Origin of the sequence: Blastopirellula marina DSM 3645, assembly GCF_000153105.1 — a bacterium.
GTDB lineage: Bacteria > Planctomycetota > Planctomycetia > Pirellulales > Pirellulaceae > Blastopirellula > Blastopirellula marina.
The window spans coordinates 4,156,263-4,176,613 of the sequence record NZ_CH672376.1 but is presented as its reverse complement, the minus strand read 5'-3'; the positions used below and the strand labels follow the sequence as shown (position 1 = coordinate 4,176,613).

Here is a 20,351-nt window from a genome sequence, read left to right as displayed (position 1 = left end):
ATACGACTTTTGGCGAAACGCGATTTGCTTTTCGCTTTGTAGGCAGATCGCCCTATTGGTCGATGGTACGCACAAAGTCGCTCGGCAACAGACGCGGCTTTGCGCTGCGTACGCAACGAAAACTGACTCCCCGTCCGACAAAGTACGGTGGATAGGGATACCGATTTCGCGGATTGCGCACGCTCTCATTGACCGTCGCATTTCCCTCTTTACCGACGGTTCGATCGCCGCCGCGTACGATACGATGTCGGAAAAGATCGTGAGGTAACGCTTTCTGTAGCTCGCCTGCCGCTAAATCACCGTAGGGGTAAAAGGCGGACGCCGAAGTCATCGTCCATTCGGCCATATTCGAACAAAGTCCGTATACCGGAGGCTCTGTTAACAGACGATCCTGCGCCGGCGCACCTACCGGACCAAATTTGTCGCGTGGTTGAAAGAGTTGCTCCAAATCCGCCGCCGTAGCCGCGCTCTCCCACGAATGATTCAGGCGTCCGCCGTCGGTCGCCGCATATTCAAATTCGGTCTCTTCAGGAAGCCGCTTGCCAATTTGTTCGGCACGCTGGACCGCTTCGTCCCAACAAACGCAAATCGCCCAATCCTCAGGCACCGCGTGGTAGTGCAAACTGGGCGGGTCAAGATGACTAGCATTCAATTTACGATACTCGGCGACCGTCACCTCCTGCGTGTCTATGAAGAAGGATGGCACGCTGCGATGGTGCGGCGGGACCATCGTCGAACCTTCGCTGCCCATCAAAAAGTCGTCGCTCCCTACGATCAGCGCCATACCGTGCGTGATCCCATCCGCGGTAGGAATCTTGATTCTCGGCAATTCGATGCGACCGTCCGCAAGCACTTTCCATCGTCGATGGGCATAGGGGCCGCCGGAGGCGCCTGATTGCTGGTCTTTGCTAGGAACAAATCGGTAAACCTCGTGAAAGCGATTCTCGTCTTCCAAACGCGCAACGACTAAATAGTTGCCTGGCGGAAGCGTTTGCGTGAACGGGGTTTTCTGCCGCGCATGAATGATCCTCTCAGGCACTGGTTCGGTGGTTTGCTCGTCCAGCGGAATAAACGAGACCGTCGCCCCAGCGGGAACTGTGGACAACGCGACCCGCTGATCGCCGGTCTCCGGCGCCCAAGGTTGACTGAACGCCAAAGCGGTCATCGTGACGGCCAACGCTGTCGCCACGCCGCTGAAGCCGATCGCTCCGGTAAAGAGCGGATTTTTACGAACCCAGCGCCAAAGCTGAACGGGTCGCGAGATCGGGCGCGCCAGGATCGGTTGTCCGGCAAGATACCGCTGCAGATCGACAAGCAACACAGCCGCCGAAGGGTAACGATCCCGTTTTTCTTTCGCCATGCATTTTAGGCAGATGGTATCTAAATCGACGGGAATGGCTGGGTTCCGTTTTCGCGGGGCTTCCGGCTCTTCGCGCAGAATCTGGTGAATGATCGCTTTTCCCTTGCCGTTGAACGGCGCGACGCCGGTCAACATTTCATACAAGATGACGCCTAACGCATAAATATCAGACGAGGGTTCTACCTCGGACGCTCGGCCATCGGCTTGTTCGGGGCTCATGTAGGCGAGCGTACCGATCAGATCTCCGTCTTTTGCGATCGTCGTTTGGCCATCCAAGTATTTCGCCAAACCAAAGTCCGCGATCGACGGCTCGCCGAACTGATCGAACAAGATGTTGCTCGGTTTCAAATCGCGGTGAACGATGCCTTTGCTATGAAAATGCTGCAGCGCATCTGCGAGGTCTACGGTAAACTTGGCGGCCGATTTCGGCGCTAGCGGTCCGGCGGAAATTCGAGTCCGTAAGGTTTCGCCATCCATAAACTCCGACACGATATAAGGTCGACCGTCAATTTCTCCATATTCATGAACGGCCACGACATTGGGATGCTTTAGTCTGGCCAAGGAACGAGCTTCTCGCGCAAACATCGCTTGCTCCGCCGAACCAGCGAGATGGTTGCGCAGCAGTTTGACGGCGACGACACGGTCCAAGCGGGTATCGATCGCCTTCCAGACGGTCCCAAAGCTTCCTTCCCCGACGCGCTTCAGCAATTCAAAACGTCCCAAGCGTTCTGGAAGCGATGCTTCCTCGCGGAGCCCAGAAAACTCCGCCGACAGCGTATCGATCAGGGGGACGCTATGGGCGATCAGCGTCCGGTAGTCCTCAATCGAACAATCTTCGCCCGTTTGCAGGCGATACGCGACATCCACACGGATCAGCTCCACAAGCAGCGTATCTCGCAACGATGGATCGACACGAGTCGCATACTGCGATATGACCGGCCGCTCGGCTTGCTGCCAATGCGATTCGAAATCGTCGCAAATCGCGTCCAATTCACATTCGATCGCGATTTTGTCAGTGGTCATCTTCTTGCGATTGTCAGGCGTTATTCTTGCAAATCACGTAGCCAGATACTGCGGATCAACTTCCTCTTACGAGTCACTGTCACCGTCGCAATCCCTAGTTGCTGACTGATTTCGATCACCGTAAGTCCTTCGAGAGTCAGCTGCGCGATCTTTTTCAGTCTCTCCTCGGGAAGGAGAGTCAGGACACGTTCCAATTCTTCACCGAGAACGATCACGTCGTCCGGAGTGGGCTCTCTAGATACAATCGCAAAAAAACCACAACTCCGATCATTATTCAAAGAAATAGGGCGATTACGCCCTCCTCGCTTCTCGGCTGTTTCAAATCGGACGGCGTTGATCAACTTCCGATGGGCCAATTTCATCAGCAACCACCAAAGTTCATCCCGATTTTTCACCGACTGGAATCGGCCCTGTTGTGCTCCAATATAGAGACTTTCAAACACTGAAGCGGCAATATCTTCCGCTTCGACGCGTCCCCCCAACGCTCGCCCAATTCGATTATCTGCGTGCAGCATCAATCTCTTAAAAAAGCGGTCCCAAAGCTTTTGAGCGGCATCGGCATCTCCATCTTCCAGGCCGCGAAGCCACTCGGAAACGGAATCGGAATCGGACACAACGAATTACCTTGAAACGAATAAGTGATCGCTTCTATCATCCTTTCTGCCCCTCCCTAAGGTCAAGACTTCCCCCCGGAGTTCCGCGATTAACCCCATCAGTGGTGATTGTTTTTCCGGCTTCCGCCGATGTTGAACCGTCCGATGACCCATGAAATGGGGGGTAAAATCACCAATATTGAATGGCTCGCGGATCCTAAAACCGCTTGAACATTCGTCCGACCTGGGGGATGGGGACTGCGGATTTCGCTATGCCAGGGAGCCGATTTGGCTCGCAAAATGCATTGATTCGGCCGGGCGGTTTTTGCAACCTGCGGAGTGCTGATTCCATGAGCATTGCGACCTTTTCTCGGATTGCCGGCGCCGAAAATCTGAGCGGTTCCCCTTTGATCGACGCGGACCTGGCCGACTTTTTGGACATCCTGCAGTTGCTGATCCGCGAGCCAAGCGTGGTCGGCGCCGAGGATTCGTTCTTTCGGGTTTTGCGGCGCGAGTTGGAAGAAGTGGGCGCCCGGGTTCAGTATTACCAAGGAGTTTTGGTCGCCCAGGGACCGCGACCGTATGATCTGATCCTGTCGGCCCATATCGACCGGCATGGACTACTCTGCACCGGGCCGAATGAGTTTCAATATGCGGCGTTTATCGCGAGCAATCGTTGCGATTTGACCGGTGACTCAGTCTCAGAACAGATGATGTACAACATCGGCGATCGCTTTGCCGGGCAGCGAGTGCAGGCGCATCTGCCGTACGCCGGAACCTATTTAGGACAAGCGGCGATTACGCGGTCGTATGTCTGCCCGCAACGACACAATTTGATCTTTGAACTGAACGGGCTCGAGTTTCTACAGCCGGGGACGCCGATTTCGTTTTTGGATCGGTTGAAGATCGAGAATGGTTTTCTCTCGGCCCAGTTGGATAACGTGTTGTCGGTCGCGATGCTGGTCCACCTGTTTCGCAAAGGTTTTCGGGGGACGTGCCTATTTACGGCCCAGGAAGAAGCAGGCCGCAGTTGGCGATACGCGCTGGAGTGGTTCAAACGGCAGCATTTGACGACGCAAAAGCTGATCGTGGTCGACACGAGTCCCTTCCCCTGCACGCCGACGGCGACGGCCCAGCAACTGGTGCTGCGGCGGAAAGACGCCAGTGGAGAGTTCGCCGGGGGGATCACCGACGAATTGCAGAATCGCTGCAATGACCTGGGGATCACCACGATGTTCAAAGACGCCTACATCGAATCGCAAAACGTAGACCGCTGCAAACCGCTCTCGCTCGGCAGGACCGAACTGGGGCGCTTGGCCGCAGCGACCTGCGGAGAAATTAACGGGACCACGCTGCAGATTCCGACCACCGGCTATCACACGGCGGAAGAAACCGCATCGCTGGAATCGGTCGCCGCGGCGATTCGCTTGTTGTCGACCTATTTGTAAAGTTGATTTCGCGTACCTTACCAAGGGCCTTGATTCCAGCGACGACTGGTTGCTATTTTTGCGAACCATTTCGCTCAAAAAGCAGCATGACATCGCAAGTCTTTCCGCGCTCTGCGGTCCCCGATGCCCTCACTGCGTCTTCTCAAAAAGCTTCGCTTACCGACTCAAAGTTTCCACGATATCGGAGACCTCTCTTAACCGCGCCGTTTTCCGTCCGCCGTCTGCCCAAGTAAAGAACAGGGACCGCCTCACAAACCACCCAGGCGAGCCCCTCCCCCGCGGGCCGGCAGAAAAAAACTCCTTTACATTGATATTTTTATTCCCAAAGAATCGCAGGATCACTACAATGCTTATCCACCCCTTAAAGCCAATTGAATGGATTGCGTCTCGCACTTCTATTAATTTATCCCGTATCTTGACTGGATGGAGTTTTACCGATGGCACGCTCCAAAGGATTCACCTTGGTCGAACTGTTGGTGGTCATCGCGATCATCGGCGTTCTGATCGCGTTGCTATTACCGGCGGTTCAACAAGCTCGCGAAGCTGCTCGCCGGATGCAATGCTCAAACAATCTGAAACAGATCGGCTTGGCGCTGCACAATTACCATGATGTCGCAAAGCGATTTCCGCCGGCATTGCAGCTGGATAGGGCCCGGGTTCTAGCGAGCAACTGCCCTGAAGGGAAATGCGGCACTTGGACCTGGAGCGCATTTATTCTGCCGTTTGTCGAGCAATCCAACCTGTACGATCAATTGCAAGTCGGCAAGCTGGCTGGCGAGCTCTCTCTGGGTGACGCCGATCGCTTGAAATCGGCCGAAGCGGGATTCGATGGCTATCGCTGTCCTTCGTCCACCGCGCCCGAACTCAATAGCGAACGCAAAGTCCCCGCCGGCTCCGGCGGCAATACCGACTGCACCGACGCCGGGTGCCTACAGATCGCTACGTCCAGCTATGTCGGATCGAACGATAGCTACAACTTGGAACGCGCTAACTGGGACGGTTTCATGGGCAGAGACTCGGAAGGACAATACGTCAATTTTGCCCGCGTCACCGATGGCAGCAGCAATACGATTGCGGTCGGCGAGCGAGCCTGGATGCTGGCCGGTTTTTCTCTACGCGCCTCCACGCAATTGATCGCCAATGGGGATACCGAAGACCATAGCCGCCAAGGATATTCTTATCCTGCGGCCGCAGGTCGTTGGCCGCTGAACTGCACCAACAATGCGGCATGTGATCGAGGTTTCAGCAGCACCCATCCCGGCGGCGCCCTGTTTCTGTTTGTCGACGGGTCCGTTCATTTCCTCGCGGAAACGATCGACCACAATACCAACAGCACCACGAACAGCACCTATGAGTATCTGATTCGTCGCGACGACGGGAATCCTGTTTCCAACTTCTAGCGTACGCCCTACGCTCCCTCCTTCTCTCCGACTCGCGCGCTGCAAGCGCGAACATCGGGTTGGCATCCTGCAGGAAAATACGATGAAACGGAACGCATTCCTCTTGGGGTTAGCGCTGCTCTTGACGACAGGCTGCTTTGGCTCGAGTGGTCCGCAATTGGGTAAGGTGCATGGAACCGTCACTCTCGATGGACAACCGCTCGCCGGCGCTACCGTCGCGTTTGATCCCGTCGCCGGGGGACGGACGTCGGAAGCGACCACCGACGCGGAAGGACACTTTCAGCTGCAGTTCGCCGCCGGCGCCGAAGGGGCGCTGCTGGGTGAACATTCGATTCGGATTCATACGTTTCAGGCCCGAGTACTGACCGACAACGGCAAGGTCCAAGATCCCGGCGTACCCGAGAAGGTTCCCGCCAAATACAACGATGAGACCGAACTAAAGAGAACGATCGAGCGGGGAGAAAACAACTTTGACTTTGATTTGGATTCTACCCAATAACAATACCAAGCGGCCCCCGACATCGCGACGATGGGGCCTGCAGCAAATCGAGAACCATGAAAGGCTGGCGTTCGGTCGTCTCAAAAAGGCTCGAGAACTGACATCCGCTCTAGTCGGTGCGCCGCTTCATTTGTGCCGCGAAAGCTTTTGCGGTCTGTAGGCGTGATTCGGTCAATGATTTGATTTTGGCGGTCACATCATCAAGCACGTCGGCGGACGCAGTCGCAGGGAGTCCCGCTTGGAACGGCGGTTCCGGCGCGTATTGAATGCCCAACTGGATTCGTTGGGCTGCGACATCGCCACGCAGCAGCGCGGCGATGATCAGGGCGCCATCGATCCCTGCGGTGACGCCTGCGGCGCTGACAATTTCTTCATCGATCACGACGCGCTGGTCGACGGCGATCGCGCCAAAATAAGGCAGCAAATCGATTGCCGACCAATGCGTAGTAGCGCGACGTCCGTCGAGAATGCCCGCGCCGCCGCAAAGCAGCGCACCGGTACAGACCGAGAAGAGCGGCTTGCCGGTTGCGTGATGGCGGCGGATGAACTGCAGTAGTTGTTCGTTTTGCATCAACGCCTGTTGGCCGGGACCGCCGGGAACGACGAGCAGATCCAACTCCGGCGCTTCGGCGAGCGTCATTTCTGGCGTTAGCACTAGCCCGTTGTAATCGCGAACGGGATCGGCCTGCGTGCCGATGATGCGAATTTTGGCGCCGGGTACTCTAACCAAAACTTCAAACGGTCCGGTGAAGTCAATCTGATCGATGCCGGGAAAGATCACGACACCGATCTCCAGCACCGGTTTGTTTCGCAGCTTGCCGAAAGCGGCAGGGACTTGTTGGGTTAGGCTTTGAGCAGATGCATTGGAAGTAGGAAGCATAGCGGCGGCAATTCCCCAAGTAGCAAGTTGAACCAGGTGGCGGCGCGTTAGCGGCAGTTTGTCGGAAGCGGATTCATGGCGATGGTTATCATACGTTGACATGGCGGATTTCACGATGGTTGGACGGGGCGGGAATTAAGCAAGAATGCAGAATCGTATCGAGATTGCGTTTAAGACTTTTTCCCTTTCTGTTGGATGGCGCGTTGCAACGACTTTTCACAGCCAAAACCGAGTTCGGCGGCAAGCTCTTTCGTTTTGCCGGGCGCTTGTTGCATGCGGCGCTCGCCAGCTTCGGCTCGCAGTTGACGCAGATAGCTGCCGGGACTAACGCCGGTCTGCTGTTTGAAGAGTCGAGAGAAATTTCGCGGACTCATGTGGACATGCGCCGCCATGTCTTCGACCGTCGTTAGCGACTGCAGATTGTCAGGCGCCCATCGCTGCAGTTGACGAATCGGATCGTGATCGGCGATCCGCTGCGCCAGCGACCAGCTGAGTTGCGTCTGATCCGCATGACGCTGAACGAAGATGACGAGATCTTGCGCGATCTGCTGCGACGTCGCGTGTCCGCAGTCTTGCTCGACAAGCGCAAGAGCAAGATCAATTCCTGCCGCAATGCCGGCGGAAGTATAGATATCGCGATCAGCAACGAAGATCGGTTCGGGATCGACCGTCAGATCCGGAAATTGGGTCTTGAGCTGGTTGATGTAACGCCAATGACTGGTGACCCTGCGTCCGGCCAACAGACCCGCTTGGGCGAGATAAAAGACGCCGGTACAGACCGAGCCCATCCGACGCGTGCGCGCGGCGGCATCTTGCAACCAAGCGAGAAAAGCGGGATCGGCGGCGGCGTCGACGCCTTGCTGGCTACCTGCGACGAGCACCGTGTCGAGCGCTCCCTGAAATTCATGAACCGAGTGTTCGCAGCGGATATCGAGGCCAAACTTGGTGCTGACCCGAGCCCCTGGTTCGGCGGCGACAACGGCGACATCATAGGTTCCCGGAAACATGGCCTCAGCGCGGCAGAAGACCTCCCACGGCCCCGTCACATCCATCAGCGTAACCTGCGGGGGCGCGACGATCAGGACCTTTCTTTTGTCCTTGTGGTTCAATGTCTTTCTCGCATTCAAGTAGTGACGACTTCCGTATGAAGCTTAGAAACGGAGGGACGCTCCGTCCATGACAAAGATCAGACAAATCGCGCCACGGGTGCGGATCAACGCTTTCTGGCCTGATCGGCGCCCCACGTGATGCGCAGCGCAGGAAAAGCGATTCGCCACAAAAAAAAACCGCGGGAGATTTCTCTCCCGCGGTTCACCAAAGCATCGGTGCGAAAAATTTGGTCGCCTAGTTCATCGGTTGCGGGATGATCATCGGCGGCGGGATCGCTTCGCCGGGCGCCATCGGCGGGACCGGGTTGTCCGGGGCCAGCGGATTGGCTCCGGCTGCGTCGGGCCCCGGCAGCATCGTCTGCGGATCGAGCTGCAATTCACCCAACGGGTTCTCGTCGGCGCCCAGGTTGCCAGATGCGAACGGCTCTTGCCATCCGCCGCCCAGGGCCTTGTAGAGGTTTACCAGCGATGTATATGTATCGCCGCGAGCCGCGACATACTGGTCTTCCAAGTCGGCCTGGAACCGCTGAGCGTCCAAGAGCGTTTGGAACGGGATGATGCCTCCCTCGTACTGAACTTCCGAGATCGCCGAAGCGCCTTGGGCTGCTTCAACCGCTTTATAGAGCTGGTCGGCGCGAACCTGGGTGAAGCGATACGAGATCATCGCGTTCTCGACTTCTTCCGAAGCTTCCAGCACGGTTTGCTGATAGTTGTTCACCAGCTCACGCCAGCGAGCTCGCTGGAATTCGATGTTGCCCCAGACGCGACCAAAGCTCAACACGTTCCAACGCGCTGTCGGGCCAAAGTTGTAAGCAAGACTGTCGCCGGTGAACCATTGATCGATACTGGTCGCGTTGACGCCTAGCGTTCCGTTCAAGGTAAAGCGGGGCAACATGTCGGCCATCGCTACGCCGATACGCGAAGCTTGGGCAGCCAGCTGACGTTCGGCCATGCGAATATCAGGACGCTGGCGGATGATTTCGATCGGCAAGCCGACGGCGATATTGTCAGGAATCTTGAAAAGCTGTCGCGCGCCCATCACTTCGTTTGTCAGGTCTTGCGGCGGCATCCCCTGCAACACGGCCAGACGGTTGTAGGCGATATCGAGATTCTGACGAAGCGACGGAATCAACGACTCGGTCGAGTACAAGTTAGAGCGAGCTTGATAAACGTCCAACTTGCTGACCGTACCGGCTTCCAACTTCGTTTCCGCGATTTGCAATGACTGCCGTTGCAACTGCACGTTGCGCTGGGCGATCAAGATACGATGCTGCAGCGTGCGAGCTTGCACGTAGTTGGCGCCGACATCACCTTGCAGCGACACCAGGATCGCGTTGTGATCTTCGATCGCGACGTCGATATCAGCGTTGGCGGCTTGCAAGTTACGCCGCACGGCGCCCCAGACGTCGATTTCCCAAGAAGCGTCGACCAGCGAGGCGCTCCAATAGTTGAACGACGGCGTTTGGAAGGTCAAACCGATCGGGCTACCGTTGTTGCTGGACTTGATGCGGCTGTAGCTCATGTCCATAAAGAAATCGGGAAACAACCCGCCGCGAGCAATCGCCCGCTGAGCACGCGCTTCGGCGATCCGTTCGTAGGCCTGACCCAGCGTCAGGTTTTGCTGAGCGGTCCGAACCATCATTTCGGAAAGAACCGGGTCATTAAACTTGGTCCACCACGCGACCGAGTCGTTTGGCTCGTCGGTCAGCCCCTCGGGTAGAGGGCGACTCCAATGCGGCAAGAAGGGCGCACCAGGATCACAATGATCGGGTCCGATTAGACAACCAGTGCTTGCCAGTGCGGCCGCCAGGCAGGCGATCGCGAGCACTCGTTGCGTCGAGAAAACTTGTTTGCATATCACGGGTCAACCGCCCCCAGCGATCATCGATTCGTAAGCTAACCATCGGTTCGCATGTTCCGATACTGCTTGACATATCGACCATTCCGAAAAGACCGGATGAAAGTTCTTTAAGGGCGCGGTAAGGTGGCTGGAAACGGAAAAGTCGCCGATAGCAACGCTTACAACGGTTGATACCGGCGACTCTTTGGATTGCGTAAGCTGCCCTACAATTCACACCGCTTCGATATGAATTCCCCGGCGAATACGCTCTTTTCGTCGGGCGCCGTCAATTAGGTCCGCCACCCTTTTGACGTCCTCGATCCCGTCCAATACCAATGTGGGGTGCGTACGATCACTGGAGGTGACGGTGATCGTGCCGACCCCAAACATGCGATCAAAAATGCTTTGATTGAAAGTGACGTCGTCGATATCGATCACTTCGATCCGATCGGTCGTCCGGCTCAGGATGCCGCTTTGGTGAACAAAGCGCTGCGTCGTCAGTTCGTATTGAACGCTCCATTTGCGCCAAGCCAGGCGACACAGAAGAAAAATCCAGATCACGGCGACCACGGCGACTACTCCTAGAACGACGGGAATCATCGCCAAAAAGAAGACGCCAGCCACCACGAGAGCCGTCACCGACAGCACGGCGGTAATGATCCAGGTCCCATACATATCTTTGACCGAATAGTTGCCGGCCCACAGTTGCTCTTCGGGGTCGTCGCGGCGACGGTCGTCCTGGGGCTTCATCTTGTCAGTGAAGTCGTCTTTATCCATTGCGCATCCTCGTTGCAGTGACTAGAGGGGGACTTTTGATAGTGTATTCGTTACGGCCGCCCAATTCTTGGCCGCCACAAGTGGGCCATTATAGCGGCTCAGAAATGGGGCTGCAGCGCACGCCGCTCCGGATAATCTCCCATTTGAAACCAACGGATTTTCGTACGCGAGCCGACCCGTTCGTGTATATTGAAGAAATCGCTCGTTTATCGAGCTTCTCCCCCTCGCGGAATTTTTTAGCATGCGTTGCCCATTTTGCCGTACGGATAACGACAAAGTGATTGACTCGCGCGCTAGTCAGGACGGGTTCTCGATCCGTCGTCGCCGCGAATGTCTCGGCTGCAAGCGTCGCTATACGACCTATGAGCGGGTCGAAGAGATGTCGATCAAGATCATCAAAAAGGACAACGTGCGCGAGCCGTTCATGCCGGAGAAGATCAAAAAAGGATTGGCGCTCGCTTGCTGGAAACGGCCGATCAGCGAATCCCAAATCGAGGGTATCGTCTCCGGCGTCGAAAGTGACATCTACGTCGAATGTGAAGGAGAAGTCGAAAGCCACTACATCGGCGAGCTGGTGATGCGTCATCTGCAGAAGATCGATCAAGTCGCCTACGTCCGCTTCGCCAGCGTCTATCGCGAGTTCAAAGATGTTCACGACTTTGTGGACGAACTACAGCCGATGCTCAACACGCCGCGCAGTCCAACCCAGCCGTAGGGTCCGCTTGTGCGGGCCAAAAACGCTTCCTCTGGTCCGCTACGAGCGATAGCGACCGATTCCTAGCAAGACCGCGCCGTCACAAAGCTGGCGAGTTGCTCCAGCGTCGTGCGCGATTCGGAGTGGGGCAAGATCGAGAGCGCCGCGATCGCCGATTGAATATATTCATTCGCGCGGCGGCGAGCGTAACCGAGCGCGTCGCACTGAGCCAGCCAAGGACGCAAGCCGGGACCGCGATTCTCAGCCGGACCTTCGACGATCGCCAAGACTTGTTCGCGCTGTTCTCCTTGAAAGTAATGCAGCGCGTAAATCAGCGGCAGCGTCGGTTTTTGCTTTTCGAGATCGGTCCCCAGCGACTTACCGGTCTCGACTTCGTTTCCTTCGACATCCAACAGGTCATCGGCGATCTGGAAGGCGATGCCGAGATCACGGCCGAATTTCTCGAGCGCGGCGATCTGTTCTTCGCTCGCTTCCGCGTAGCGAGCGCCGAGTTCACAAGCACACGCACACAGTTCGGCCGTCTTGGCGTCGATGATCGCCAGGTACTCTTCTTCCGTGGTTTCAAATGCCTGACGACTGGCGATCTGCCGTAGTTCGCCTTCGCAGACGATGTTGGTTGAACGACCGATCATGCGGGCCGCGCAGGTGGTCGGCAGCATCGTCGCCAAGTAGAACGCATGCGAGAAGAGGAAGTCGCCCAGCAGCACGCTGGTCTCGTTATTCCAGCGCGAGTTGACCGTCGCCAAATGGCGGCGCTGATCGGCTTCGTCCAGCACATCGTCATGGACGAGAGTCGCGGTGTGGATCATCTCGATCACGGCGCCCAACGTGTAGTGAGCGTCGGTCACTTGGCCGCAAGCTTTGGCGGCCAACAGCAAGAGGGCCGGGCGCATTCGCTTACCGCCGAGCATGCATCCATACGAGACGACCTCGTTGACCGACTCGTACCGCGAACTCATCTCGCGATTCAGAATTTCTTCGACGGCCGCCATCTCTGGCGCAATGCCGCCGTATGCCGACGAGAGAAACTGGGCGTCGGCTGGGAAAGAGCGGGATGCGCCGTTGGCTGTTTGGCTCACAACAAAATCGCCTAATACTGTCGGTCGAAAATCAGCGTTCCCGCTGTGGTGCGGAGTCCGCAGGGTCGCCATCGGCCGATCGGACAAAGTGACCCGAACGTCCGCCTGTTTTTTCTAACAGACGAACCGCGCGAATCTCCATCTCCCGATCGATTGATTTACACATGTCGTACACGGTCAACGCGGCCGCGGAAGCCGCGGTCAGCGCTTCCATCTCGACGCCGGTTTTGCCGGTGGTTCGGGTCGACGCTTCAATCACCAAGGTTGTCGCGTCCACAAAACGAAAGTCAATCGACACCCCTTCCAACGGAATAGGGTGACAAAGCGGTATCCACTCGCCGGTTCGTTTGGCGGCCATGATGCCGGCCAACCGAGCGACTTCCAGCACATCCCCCTTCCCCAGATCGCGCTGCGCGATGCGGGCAACCGTGGCGGCGGCCATCACGACGGACGCTTCGGCCTTGGCCGTTCTGGTCGTCGTCGGCTTGGCGCTGACGTCGACCATGCGGCTGGCGCCGGAGTCGTCGAAATGGGTTAGTTCGCCGGCCATATTCCCCGTCAAGGTTGAAGTGAGGACAACCCACCATGGTAACCTGCCGTCGAACCTTGAAAAGAGGCCTTTTGGCGGCAAACGAAGGCGTCGCCCTGTGGTTTTACAACCGCGGGGGTCCTCAGTCGATAACCGCGCAATTGGTGCGAGAATCGAAAGTTTGCGCTAGGCGCAATAAAAACGCCGCGGGGGTCTGTCCGCGGCGTAGTATCGTATCGGCGATTTATTGTCGACTAGCTGACTAGACCAATTCTTTCTTGGCGCCAATCAGCGTGCGAAGGCGCTCAGCCAGCAAAGCGGCATCGAACGGCTTCTTAAAGGTTTCATTGATCGTCGAGCGATCGAAGCTCATCGGGTTGCCGTCATCGGGCAACAAGGCGATGAGAATCGTTTCGGCGAAATCGATGTTGCGACGCAGATTTTGGCAAATCTGCAACGCTTCGACGCGGCCGATCGAAAAATCGACGATGATGCAGTCGGGGTGAAAACCTTCGGCTTGAATACCGGCTTCAAAACCACTCGCGGCCACAGCGACCTTGAATGACTTTTCGGGCGGCAGTTCACGACGCAAGTTCTCGACCAAGACCTGATCTTGAGCGACGATCAAACACTTGGCCATGGCCTCGTCTTCGAGGTCACCCAAGGGCATCCCGTGCTCTTTCAAAAACTTAATCAAGTATTCCCGCGGAATTCTGCGGTCTTGCGACCCCGGAATCCGGTAACCTTTAAGACGGCCCGAATCGAACCACTTGCTTACCGTGCGCGGGGCCACTTTACAGATCTTCGCGACCTGTCCTGTTGTGAAGACCTTCATCTCAGGCTCTCCGTTACTCTCTAGTTGAGTTGACCTCCACCGCGTTTCCGAAAACCGGAAACACGCGTCCAGCCCTTGCTTGCAGCGTCGCCTTGACGCTTCTTCCCTCGCGCCGACAGTGGGACTTGTCCGGCTACCGCAAACATCTGGGTTAGGGCTGATAAAAATGCATCGCTTCTGTGGCTCGTGTTCAGTTCCTTCTGACTCCGCGCCTCATCTGTCTAACCACCGAAAGCGAATGTCTGCGAAGAGGATGAGATATTGCTTCCCAACCGCTTCGCTTCGCTTCGAATCCGATGATTCGGCGAGGTGGCGGCTTAAGGGATCCCCTCATAGAAGACGTAACTCCACCACGATTCGCTCCCGTCCGTTGCGAAACGTTGCGGCTTACGCCCTGATTGAGATGTACCCCCCTTGCCGGTCCATTCCGCGAGACGTCTTGTGGACGCAATTCGACAGAACAAACCTTCCGAAGCTTAATTTCGAGTCAATCGGGGGTTTTTCTTTAGCATCTTTCCGCGCAGACGCCGCCAACAAGCAAAATCGTATCGCACGGCGCGACCGGCGCTATCCGAATCCTATCGAGCCCGACCGATGCAAGTCGTTCTCATTAGCCGGGTTAGAATGGACAGCGCTAGGCATGTCGCCGCAGACGATTTCTTCGCCAAACATTTAATTATATGCGCGGAAGATAGAGCGAGTCGCAGCAATTGTAATGATTAGGGAGCTTCTGCAGTTACGCAACTTGCGCATCGCCGCCGTCGCGCTCGACCGCAGCTTGCGAAATCTCGCCGTCCTCGCTGACGTCATCAAATTGCACCGAGACTCGTTTCGACACGCCCGACTCTTGCATCGTCACCCCATACAACGTCGAGGCCGCCGCCATCGTCGCTTTGGAGTGCGTCACGATCACAAACCGCGTCCAGTCCAAGAACCCCTTCAGGACGTCAACGAAGCGTCCAATGTTCGCTTCATCGAGCGGACCGTCCACTTCGTCCAAAATACAGAAAGGACTAGGGCGAAACTGAAAGATGGCTAGCAACAGCGTCACTGCCGTCAAAGCGCGCTCGCCGCCGCTCAGCAGCGAGATATGCAGCGTGTTCTTACCCGGCGGAGTTACGACGATATCAACGCCGGCTTCCAGCACGTCGACCCCTTCTTCCAAAATGATGTCCGCCGAGCCGCCGCCGAACACCTTGCGAAAGAGTTGCCGGAAGTTGTCGCGCACCGTCGCCAGCGTTTCTTCAAACAACCGGCGACTGTCGGCGTTGATCTTGTGGATGATCTTTTCAAGCGACTGTTTCGCTTCGGTTAAATCGGTCAACTGACCGGACAGATGGGCGAACCGCTGCTCTAATTCATCCAGTTCTTGCAATGCGTCGACGTTGACGGCGCCGATGTTGGTCACCTTGCGGCGCAATTCGGCGATCTCTTCGTCCACCGCTTGGCGATCTTCGATCGGCTCGATGTCTTGCTTGTCGACGAACTTACTGATCTCGATGCCGTAATCTTCCAGCAGTCGCGCTGCTAGCGTCCCTCGTTCGTGACGCAAATCGCCGCCGGCAAGTTCTTTGCGATGGACACGTTGGGCGACTTCGTCCAGTTCACGCCGCATCCGTTGCGCTTCGGCGGTGATCTCGGCGCGCTGCGTTTCGATCGTGCGACGACGAACGCGGCCAGAGTGGACCTCGCGATAGCGTTGTTCGCGAACCAGGAACAAATGGGCCAGTTCGCCGTTGGCCGACAGGATCTCGCGTTCGAGCGTCTGATACTGCGTCTGCTCGGCTAGCAGCCGCTCGCGGTTTTCCGAAATCGCTTGCGATTTTTCGATCAGCGCCTGCTCGGTCTGATTCGCTTGCTGTCCCAGCGAGCCGACTTGTTGCTCACTTTTCGCCAACTCGATCTTTAAGCTCGTCGCTTGCTGTCCGACCTGGGCTCGCTCGCTCTCCAGCATCGCCGCTTTGGCGTGATCGTCATCGGCCGCTCTCTCCAAGTTGGCGGTTTCGCGCTGCTTTTCGGCCAGCGAATGACGAACCGCCTGCAAGCGTGAGTCCCCATCTTCGATTTGGCGACGAATCGCTTCCTGCTCTTGGCCGCTGCGCTGCTGATCGCGGGCCAGATGCTCGAGTTGCTGCTGCACCGAAGCAAGTCGAGCGCGATGCTCTGACTGGAGCAGGCTCGCTTCCCGATGTTCGTCGATGGCGCTGCGCAATTCGTCGTCGGCTTCGGCAATTTCATGCTGCAAAGCGGCGATTTCGCTGCGCCCGCCGGCGATCTCTTCATCTAGATCGGCTAGTTGATCACGCAGAGATCGCAGTTCGCTGCGACGCGAAATAATCCCGGAAGCGTTGGCCCGCGGCCCGACGTAGATGCGTCCGTCCGCCTCCAGCATTTCTCCGGTTTCCGCGACAAAGCGACGACGTGGGTATTGCCGTTGCAAGCGTCGAGCGGCCGCCAGATCGCTGACAATCCATGCGTCGCCGAGCAATTGATTCACCAGCGGCGTAAATTCTTCGGCCGTCTCGACGAACCGATCGGCCCGTCCACGAACATCGCCCTCTTCGGCCAGTTTCTCTTCGTCTTCTTCGCCTACCCGCGGCAAACAACTCGCGAGCTCGATCAGTCCGACGCGCCCCGGAAAGTGGACGGTTCCGTCTTCAATCGCGTCAACGAGCCCGCTATCACGCAGAACGACGTAATGCGCGGCGTCTCCCAGTGCGATTTCGATCAACGTGGCGATCTGCACGTCGACCTGAAAGACATCGGCGACCAGACCGGCGACCGAGCGGAAGTGATACTCCTTTTCGTCGCGAGCGCGTGATAGCACTTCTTTGACGCCGGCGTTAAGCCCTTCGTACCGCTTCTCAAGCTCGTCGAGCACTTTGGCTCGTTCATGAATCGCGGCGCGGCGATGCTGCAGCGTCGATAACGCCTCTTGCCGCGCACGCAGGTCGTCACGTTGTCGGCTCAGGCGATCTTGCGTGACGTCCAGACGGTCTTGCTTGCGTTGCAGGTCAATCGCGACGCGGGCGCCTTCTTCTTCAAAATTGGCCAGCTCTTGTTGCTGACTGGCGATCAAGCCGCAAATTTCGCTGTATTGTTCACCCACTTCGCTGGATCGTCTTTGGGCGGCGGCGACTTCGGCTTCGATCGCGCCGATCGAGTTCTCCAGGCTCGAAGCTTCTTTGAGCAACTCGACGTGCCGCTGGCGACGGACTTCGCGATCTTTGCGAAGCTGTTCGACGCCTGACTCCAAGTCGGCGGCGGTCTCCTCGACGCTATGCAGTTCTTCGACCACGGTGTCGTACTGCAAGCGAGCGGCGTCCAAGAGGCCGCGGATCGACGCGACGTCAATCGTCAGCGACGCTTCGGCCGACTTCAGACGCGAAACTCTCTCGCGACGACTTGCAACATCGCTGGTCAGTTCATGCAATTGGCGATATTGCATGTTGGATGCAGCGGACAGGGTCGCCACGCGTTGCTCGGCCCGCGACAGATCCCCTTCGGCTTGGGCCATACCTTCGCTGAGCGTGCGTGATTCCGCTTCCAGCGCCGTACTCCGCTCTTCCGATGCTTGCACCGCTTGCGTTAACGAGGCGGACTCGTCACGCAGTTGCGAGAGTTCGACTTCGTATTCTTCCAACCGCGCCGACAACGATCGCCAATCGACCAGGCCGACGCTAACCCGCAAATCTTGCAGGCGTTGACTATATTCACGATAACGCTGCGCCTTGCCGGCCTGGGCGCGAACGCTTTTCAGGCGTCCTTCGACCTCGTCCACGATGTCGGCCAGGCGCAACAGGTTTTGATCGACACGCTCTAAACGACGCTGCGTTTCCACCTTTTTCGCTTTGAAGCGACTGATGCCGGCCGCTTCTTCAAAAATGGCGCGGCGATCGCGGGCCGACGCTTGCAGCAGCGTATCGACCTTGCCTTGCTCGATGATTGCGTAGGCGTCGGCGCCAACTCCCGTGCCGCTGCAGAGATCGCGGACATCGCGGAGACGGCAAGGGTGACGATTGATCAGATATTCGGCTTCACCGCTGCGATAGACGCGGCGAGAAACATGGACTTCGGGCGAATCGATCGCCAGTTGGCCTTCGCTATTGTCAAAGACGATGGTCGCTTCGGCCGAGTTCATCGCTTTGCGAGCGCCGGACGCGGCGCCTTTGAAGATGACGTCCGCCATCTCTTTGCCGCGGAGACTTTTTGCGCTTTGTTCGCCTAAAGCCCACTTGATCGCATCGACGATATTCGACTTACCAGAACCATTGGGGCCAACCACCACCGTAATGCCGGGGGGGAACTCGAACCGCGTTTTGTCGGCGAAGCTTTTGAATCCGACAAGTTCGAGCGCCTTCAGCATAGAAACGAACGATACGCGGAGGTGATGGTGGACCGGTCCCTCGTCGCGCAAGCGCGACAAGCGAGATAAGTAAACAGATTCCCCCTAATATACGCACAGGGAGTCTCTTAGTTTACCAAAACCGCCACCAACTTTTGTCGCCTGATTTCTCACCGGCGGCAATTTCTTCCGACTCAGCGGCTTCTGCATCCTCTGCAACCGCTTCTTCTTCCAACATTTCGTCGTCCGCGTAGTCGGAATCGCTATCTTCCTCACGTTCCAGAAAATAGACCCGATCGTTATGAGCCAGCGAATCGGCCTCGACGCGAGCGTCGATCGCTCCCTGCTGCTTCAAGCTGTAGATAACTTTCATCACCTCGGGATAATCGCCATCGGCGTCGACGACCCCTTTGATCAATTCGGTGACCGTCGGCTCGCAGACAAACGAGCGATTCTCGCGGCCGGCGACGACGCGGGTCACTTTGATCTTGCCGTCGGTCGTACCGGTGACGGTCAACCCCTTGGGCATCAGCAAGATCGCGTCGGTTCGGACCGGAATATTGTCGCCAAAGACGACCACTTCGGGACGTTCGCTCAGGCGAAAGTGAACCAGCGGCGAAGCTTTCGAGCGGATCGGATGGAAGACGAACTTCCCTTTCATGTCGACGCCGCGGATGATCGGAGCCTTGCCGGTTTTTTCGAGCAGCGTGTCGAAAGCGCCATAGCGAGCTTCGGCGCTTTCGCAGTGGAGCAACCCTTCCAATTCGTCGATCACCGTCAAATCGTCCAGCGTGCCGAAGGCGATATAGGCGCGATGGCGAAATTCGCTTTGACTACGCGCCGCTTCGGTCAGCGTGGGAATCGCGGCGGGATCATCTAGGTAAGCCAGCGCTTCGGCCGCACAGAAGCGGACTAGCGGGCTTTTCGACGCGAGCCCTTTCTTCAACGAATCGAGCGAATCCTTGCCGAGCGCTTCCAACTTCATCGCTCCGGCTTCCGCCGATTCGGGAATCATCAACTCAGCTTCGGCGTTTTGAATGCGTTGCAAGCGTTCTTCGGTCGTGTCGCCGATCGGAATATAGCGAACGACGCGCAAGAAGCGGGGGACATTCTCAAAGTATTTGGGATGAACGCGGAGCTCGATCTTTTTGTCGTCCAACGGATTGGCGACCCCGGTCTTGCCGCCGCCGTTTTGATAGCTGAAGAAACGAGAGTTGATCGACTGCCCAACCCGAGCACTGGCCTGAACCGACACATTTTCAGCGCGCATCGCCAGTCCGATTGGACGATCTTTCTTGAGGATGCCGCCGCCGAGGATCACGCCGCGTTTGAGCAGAATCTCAGAGTCGTCTCGGCCTTCGCGGATGTTATCCGTCAAAATGGCGCCGTGGCCGCGAACGAACGTTTCGCCCTTCCGCAAGCGCCCCTCTAACACGGCCGACTCAGACAACGAGGTTTCCAGCATCCAGCCATCCACCAGGCTGGTCGTCTCGGAATCGCGCGAAGTCAGAACGCGAAGATCGACACGCTGGCCCACCCGCGCCCCAGGCACGATATACGCTTCGGCGATCACCAGCGAAGTTCGCGGCGACGCAAGTTCGGTGTTGGGTTGGGCGATTTTGCGAATCCGCATCTCGTTCAGCAGCGCTTCTTGCAGCGGAGACGGCGCCGGATCGCTGCCGGTATTATCAAGGCCGGTCACCATCGACACGCCTTGGATTTTGGCGACCTGCAGTCCGACAGGGACGGTTAAATCCCCCACCACGCGCGAGAGTTCCCAATCGGCGGGCGATTCGTCGACGATCGCCACATCCTCTTCGTGAAACCACGAAACGCACCCCGGCGAAACGAGCAAACCGCCGGCAAGCAGTAAGATCGTGAGTGGTCGAGAACGAGATTGTATTGCCCGAGTAGTCATA

At 57.2% G+C, this 20,351-nt stretch carries 15 protein-coding genes; 4 read left to right on the top strand and 11 right to left on the bottom strand.

The genetic code is table 11. The annotated features are described in order from the left end of the window. Positions 1-52 precede the first annotated feature (52 nt). Together DSM3645_RS28625 and DSM3645_RS18705 are read right to left on the bottom strand one after the other, a co-directional pair. Entirely contained in the window at positions 53-2,383 is a 2,331-nt protein-coding gene (locus DSM3645_RS28625) for a bifunctional serine/threonine-protein kinase/formylglycine-generating enzyme family protein (RefSeq protein ID WP_002653853.1), read from the bottom strand. A gap of 20 nt (positions 2,384-2,403) precedes the next feature. Then, the gene (locus DSM3645_RS18705; RefSeq protein WP_081444892.1) at positions 2,404-2,997 is read right to left on the bottom strand and encodes an ECF-type sigma factor; all 594 of its coding nucleotides are present in this window, start codon (positions 2,995-2,997) and stop codon (positions 2,404-2,406) included. Positions 2,998-3,326: 329 nt separating this feature from the next. On the opposite strand from DSM3645_RS18705, the gene DSM3645_RS18700 reads away from it, so the two are divergent. From DSM3645_RS18700 to DSM3645_RS28620, 3 genes are all read left to right on the top strand, one after another. Next, positions 3,327-4,424, top strand: a complete 1,098-nt coding sequence (locus tag DSM3645_RS18700; RefSeq protein ID WP_002653850.1) for a hypothetical protein — start codon at positions 3,327-3,329, stop codon at positions 4,422-4,424. Positions 4,425-4,861: 437 nt separating this feature from the next. After that, positions 4,862-5,824, top strand: coding sequence for a DUF1559 domain-containing protein (locus tag DSM3645_RS18695; protein ID WP_002653849.1), 963 nt, complete (start codon positions 4,862-4,864; stop codon positions 5,822-5,824). 82 nt (positions 5,825-5,906) lie between these two features. Next, positions 5,907-6,323, top strand: a complete 417-nt coding sequence (locus DSM3645_RS28620) for a carboxypeptidase regulatory-like domain-containing protein (protein ID WP_002653848.1) — start codon at positions 5,907-5,909, stop codon at positions 6,321-6,323. Positions 6,324-6,432: 109 nt separating this feature from the next. On the opposite strand, the gene DSM3645_RS18685 is transcribed toward DSM3645_RS28620, so the two are convergent. The 4 genes from DSM3645_RS18685 to DSM3645_RS18670 all read right to left on the bottom strand — a co-directional run bounded on the left by DSM3645_RS18685 (position 6,433) and on the right by DSM3645_RS18670 (position 10,929). After that, entirely contained in the window at positions 6,433-7,305 is an 873-nt protein-coding gene (locus DSM3645_RS18685; RefSeq protein WP_002653847.1) for a DJ-1/PfpI family protein, read from the bottom strand. 68 nt (positions 7,306-7,373) lie between these two features. Continuing rightward, entirely contained in the window at positions 7,374-8,312 is a 939-nt protein-coding gene (locus tag DSM3645_RS18680; RefSeq protein ID WP_002653846.1) for a GlxA family transcriptional regulator, read from the bottom strand. A gap of 235 nt (positions 8,313-8,547) precedes the next feature. Beyond that, positions 8,548-10,140, bottom strand: coding sequence for an efflux transporter outer membrane subunit (locus tag DSM3645_RS18675; protein ID WP_002653845.1), 1,593 nt, complete (start codon positions 10,138-10,140; stop codon positions 8,548-8,550). A 243-nt stretch (positions 10,141-10,383) separates the two neighbouring features. Beyond that, positions 10,384-10,929 carry a PH domain-containing protein gene (locus tag DSM3645_RS18670; RefSeq protein ID WP_002653844.1) on the bottom strand — a complete coding sequence of 182 codons (546 nt, stop codon included), beginning with the start codon at positions 10,927-10,929 and terminating at the stop codon, positions 10,384-10,386. A 241-nt stretch (positions 10,930-11,170) separates the two neighbouring features. Here DSM3645_RS18670 and nrdR point away from each other — a divergent pair, with 241 nt between their 5' ends. Continuing rightward, complete coding sequence (gene nrdR, locus DSM3645_RS18665) at positions 11,171-11,644, top strand: transcriptional regulator NrdR (RefSeq protein ID WP_002653843.1); 474 nt, start codon at positions 11,171-11,173, stop codon at positions 11,642-11,644. 62 nt (positions 11,645-11,706) lie between these two features. Here nrdR and DSM3645_RS18660 read toward each other — a convergent pair whose 3' ends face one another. From DSM3645_RS18660 to DSM3645_RS18640, 5 genes are all read right to left on the bottom strand, one after another. After that, positions 11,707-12,723: a polyprenyl synthetase family protein gene (locus DSM3645_RS18660; RefSeq protein ID WP_161603386.1), complete on the bottom strand. Its 1,017-nt coding sequence runs from the start codon at positions 12,721-12,723 to the stop codon at positions 11,707-11,709. A gap of 31 nt (positions 12,724-12,754) precedes the next feature. Further along, positions 12,755-13,273, bottom strand: coding sequence for a cyclic pyranopterin monophosphate synthase MoaC (moaC, locus tag DSM3645_RS18655; RefSeq protein ID WP_002653841.1), 519 nt, complete (start codon positions 13,271-13,273; stop codon positions 12,755-12,757). A gap of 241 nt (positions 13,274-13,514) precedes the next feature. Next, positions 13,515-14,087, bottom strand: a complete 573-nt coding sequence (locus DSM3645_RS18650) for a helix-turn-helix domain-containing protein (protein ID WP_040351967.1) — start codon at positions 14,085-14,087, stop codon at positions 13,515-13,517. Between the two features lie 736 nt (positions 14,088-14,823). Then, positions 14,824-18,453 carry a chromosome segregation protein SMC gene (gene smc, locus DSM3645_RS18645; RefSeq protein ID WP_002653839.1) on the bottom strand — a complete coding sequence of 1,210 codons (3,630 nt, stop codon included), beginning with the start codon at positions 18,451-18,453 and terminating at the stop codon, positions 14,824-14,826. A gap of 112 nt (positions 18,454-18,565) precedes the next feature. Next, positions 18,566-20,350 carry a HEAT repeat domain-containing protein gene (locus DSM3645_RS18640; protein WP_081444890.1) on the bottom strand — a complete coding sequence of 595 codons (1,785 nt, stop codon included), beginning with the start codon at positions 20,348-20,350 and terminating at the stop codon, positions 18,566-18,568. Position 20,351: the final 1 nt, after the last annotated feature.

Coding starts and splice junctions, on each gene's coding strand:
- DSM3645_RS28625 (WP_002653853.1), bottom strand. CDS start 2,383: ATGACCACTGACAAAATCGCGATCGAATGTGAATTGGACGCGATTTGC.
- DSM3645_RS18700 (WP_002653850.1), top strand. CDS start 3,327: ATGAGCATTGCGACCTTTTCTCGGATTGCCGGCGCCGAAAATCTGAGC.
- DSM3645_RS18695 (WP_002653849.1), top strand. CDS start 4,862: ATGGCACGCTCCAAAGGATTCACCTTGGTCGAACTGTTGGTGGTCATC.
- DSM3645_RS28620 (WP_002653848.1), top strand. CDS start 5,907: ATGAAACGGAACGCATTCCTCTTGGGGTTAGCGCTGCTCTTGACGACA.
- DSM3645_RS18685 (WP_002653847.1), bottom strand. CDS start 7,305: ATGTCAACGTATGATAACCATCGCCATGAATCCGCTTCCGACAAACTG.
- DSM3645_RS18670 (WP_002653844.1), bottom strand. CDS start 10,929: ATGGATAAAGACGACTTCACTGACAAGATGAAGCCCCAGGACGACCGT.
- nrdR (WP_002653843.1), top strand. CDS start 11,171: ATGCGTTGCCCATTTTGCCGTACGGATAACGACAAAGTGATTGACTCG.
- moaC (WP_002653841.1), bottom strand. CDS start 13,273: ATGGCCGGCGAACTAACCCATTTCGACGACTCCGGCGCCAGCCGCATG.
- DSM3645_RS18650 (WP_040351967.1), bottom strand. CDS start 14,087: ATGAAGGTCTTCACAACAGGACAGGTCGCGAAGATCTGTAAAGTGGCC.
- smc (WP_002653839.1), bottom strand. CDS start 18,453: ATGCTGAAGGCGCTCGAACTTGTCGGATTCAAAAGCTTCGCCGACAAA.
- DSM3645_RS18640 (WP_081444890.1), bottom strand. CDS start 20,350: ATGACTACTCGGGCAATACAATCTCGTTCTCGACCACTCACGATCTTA.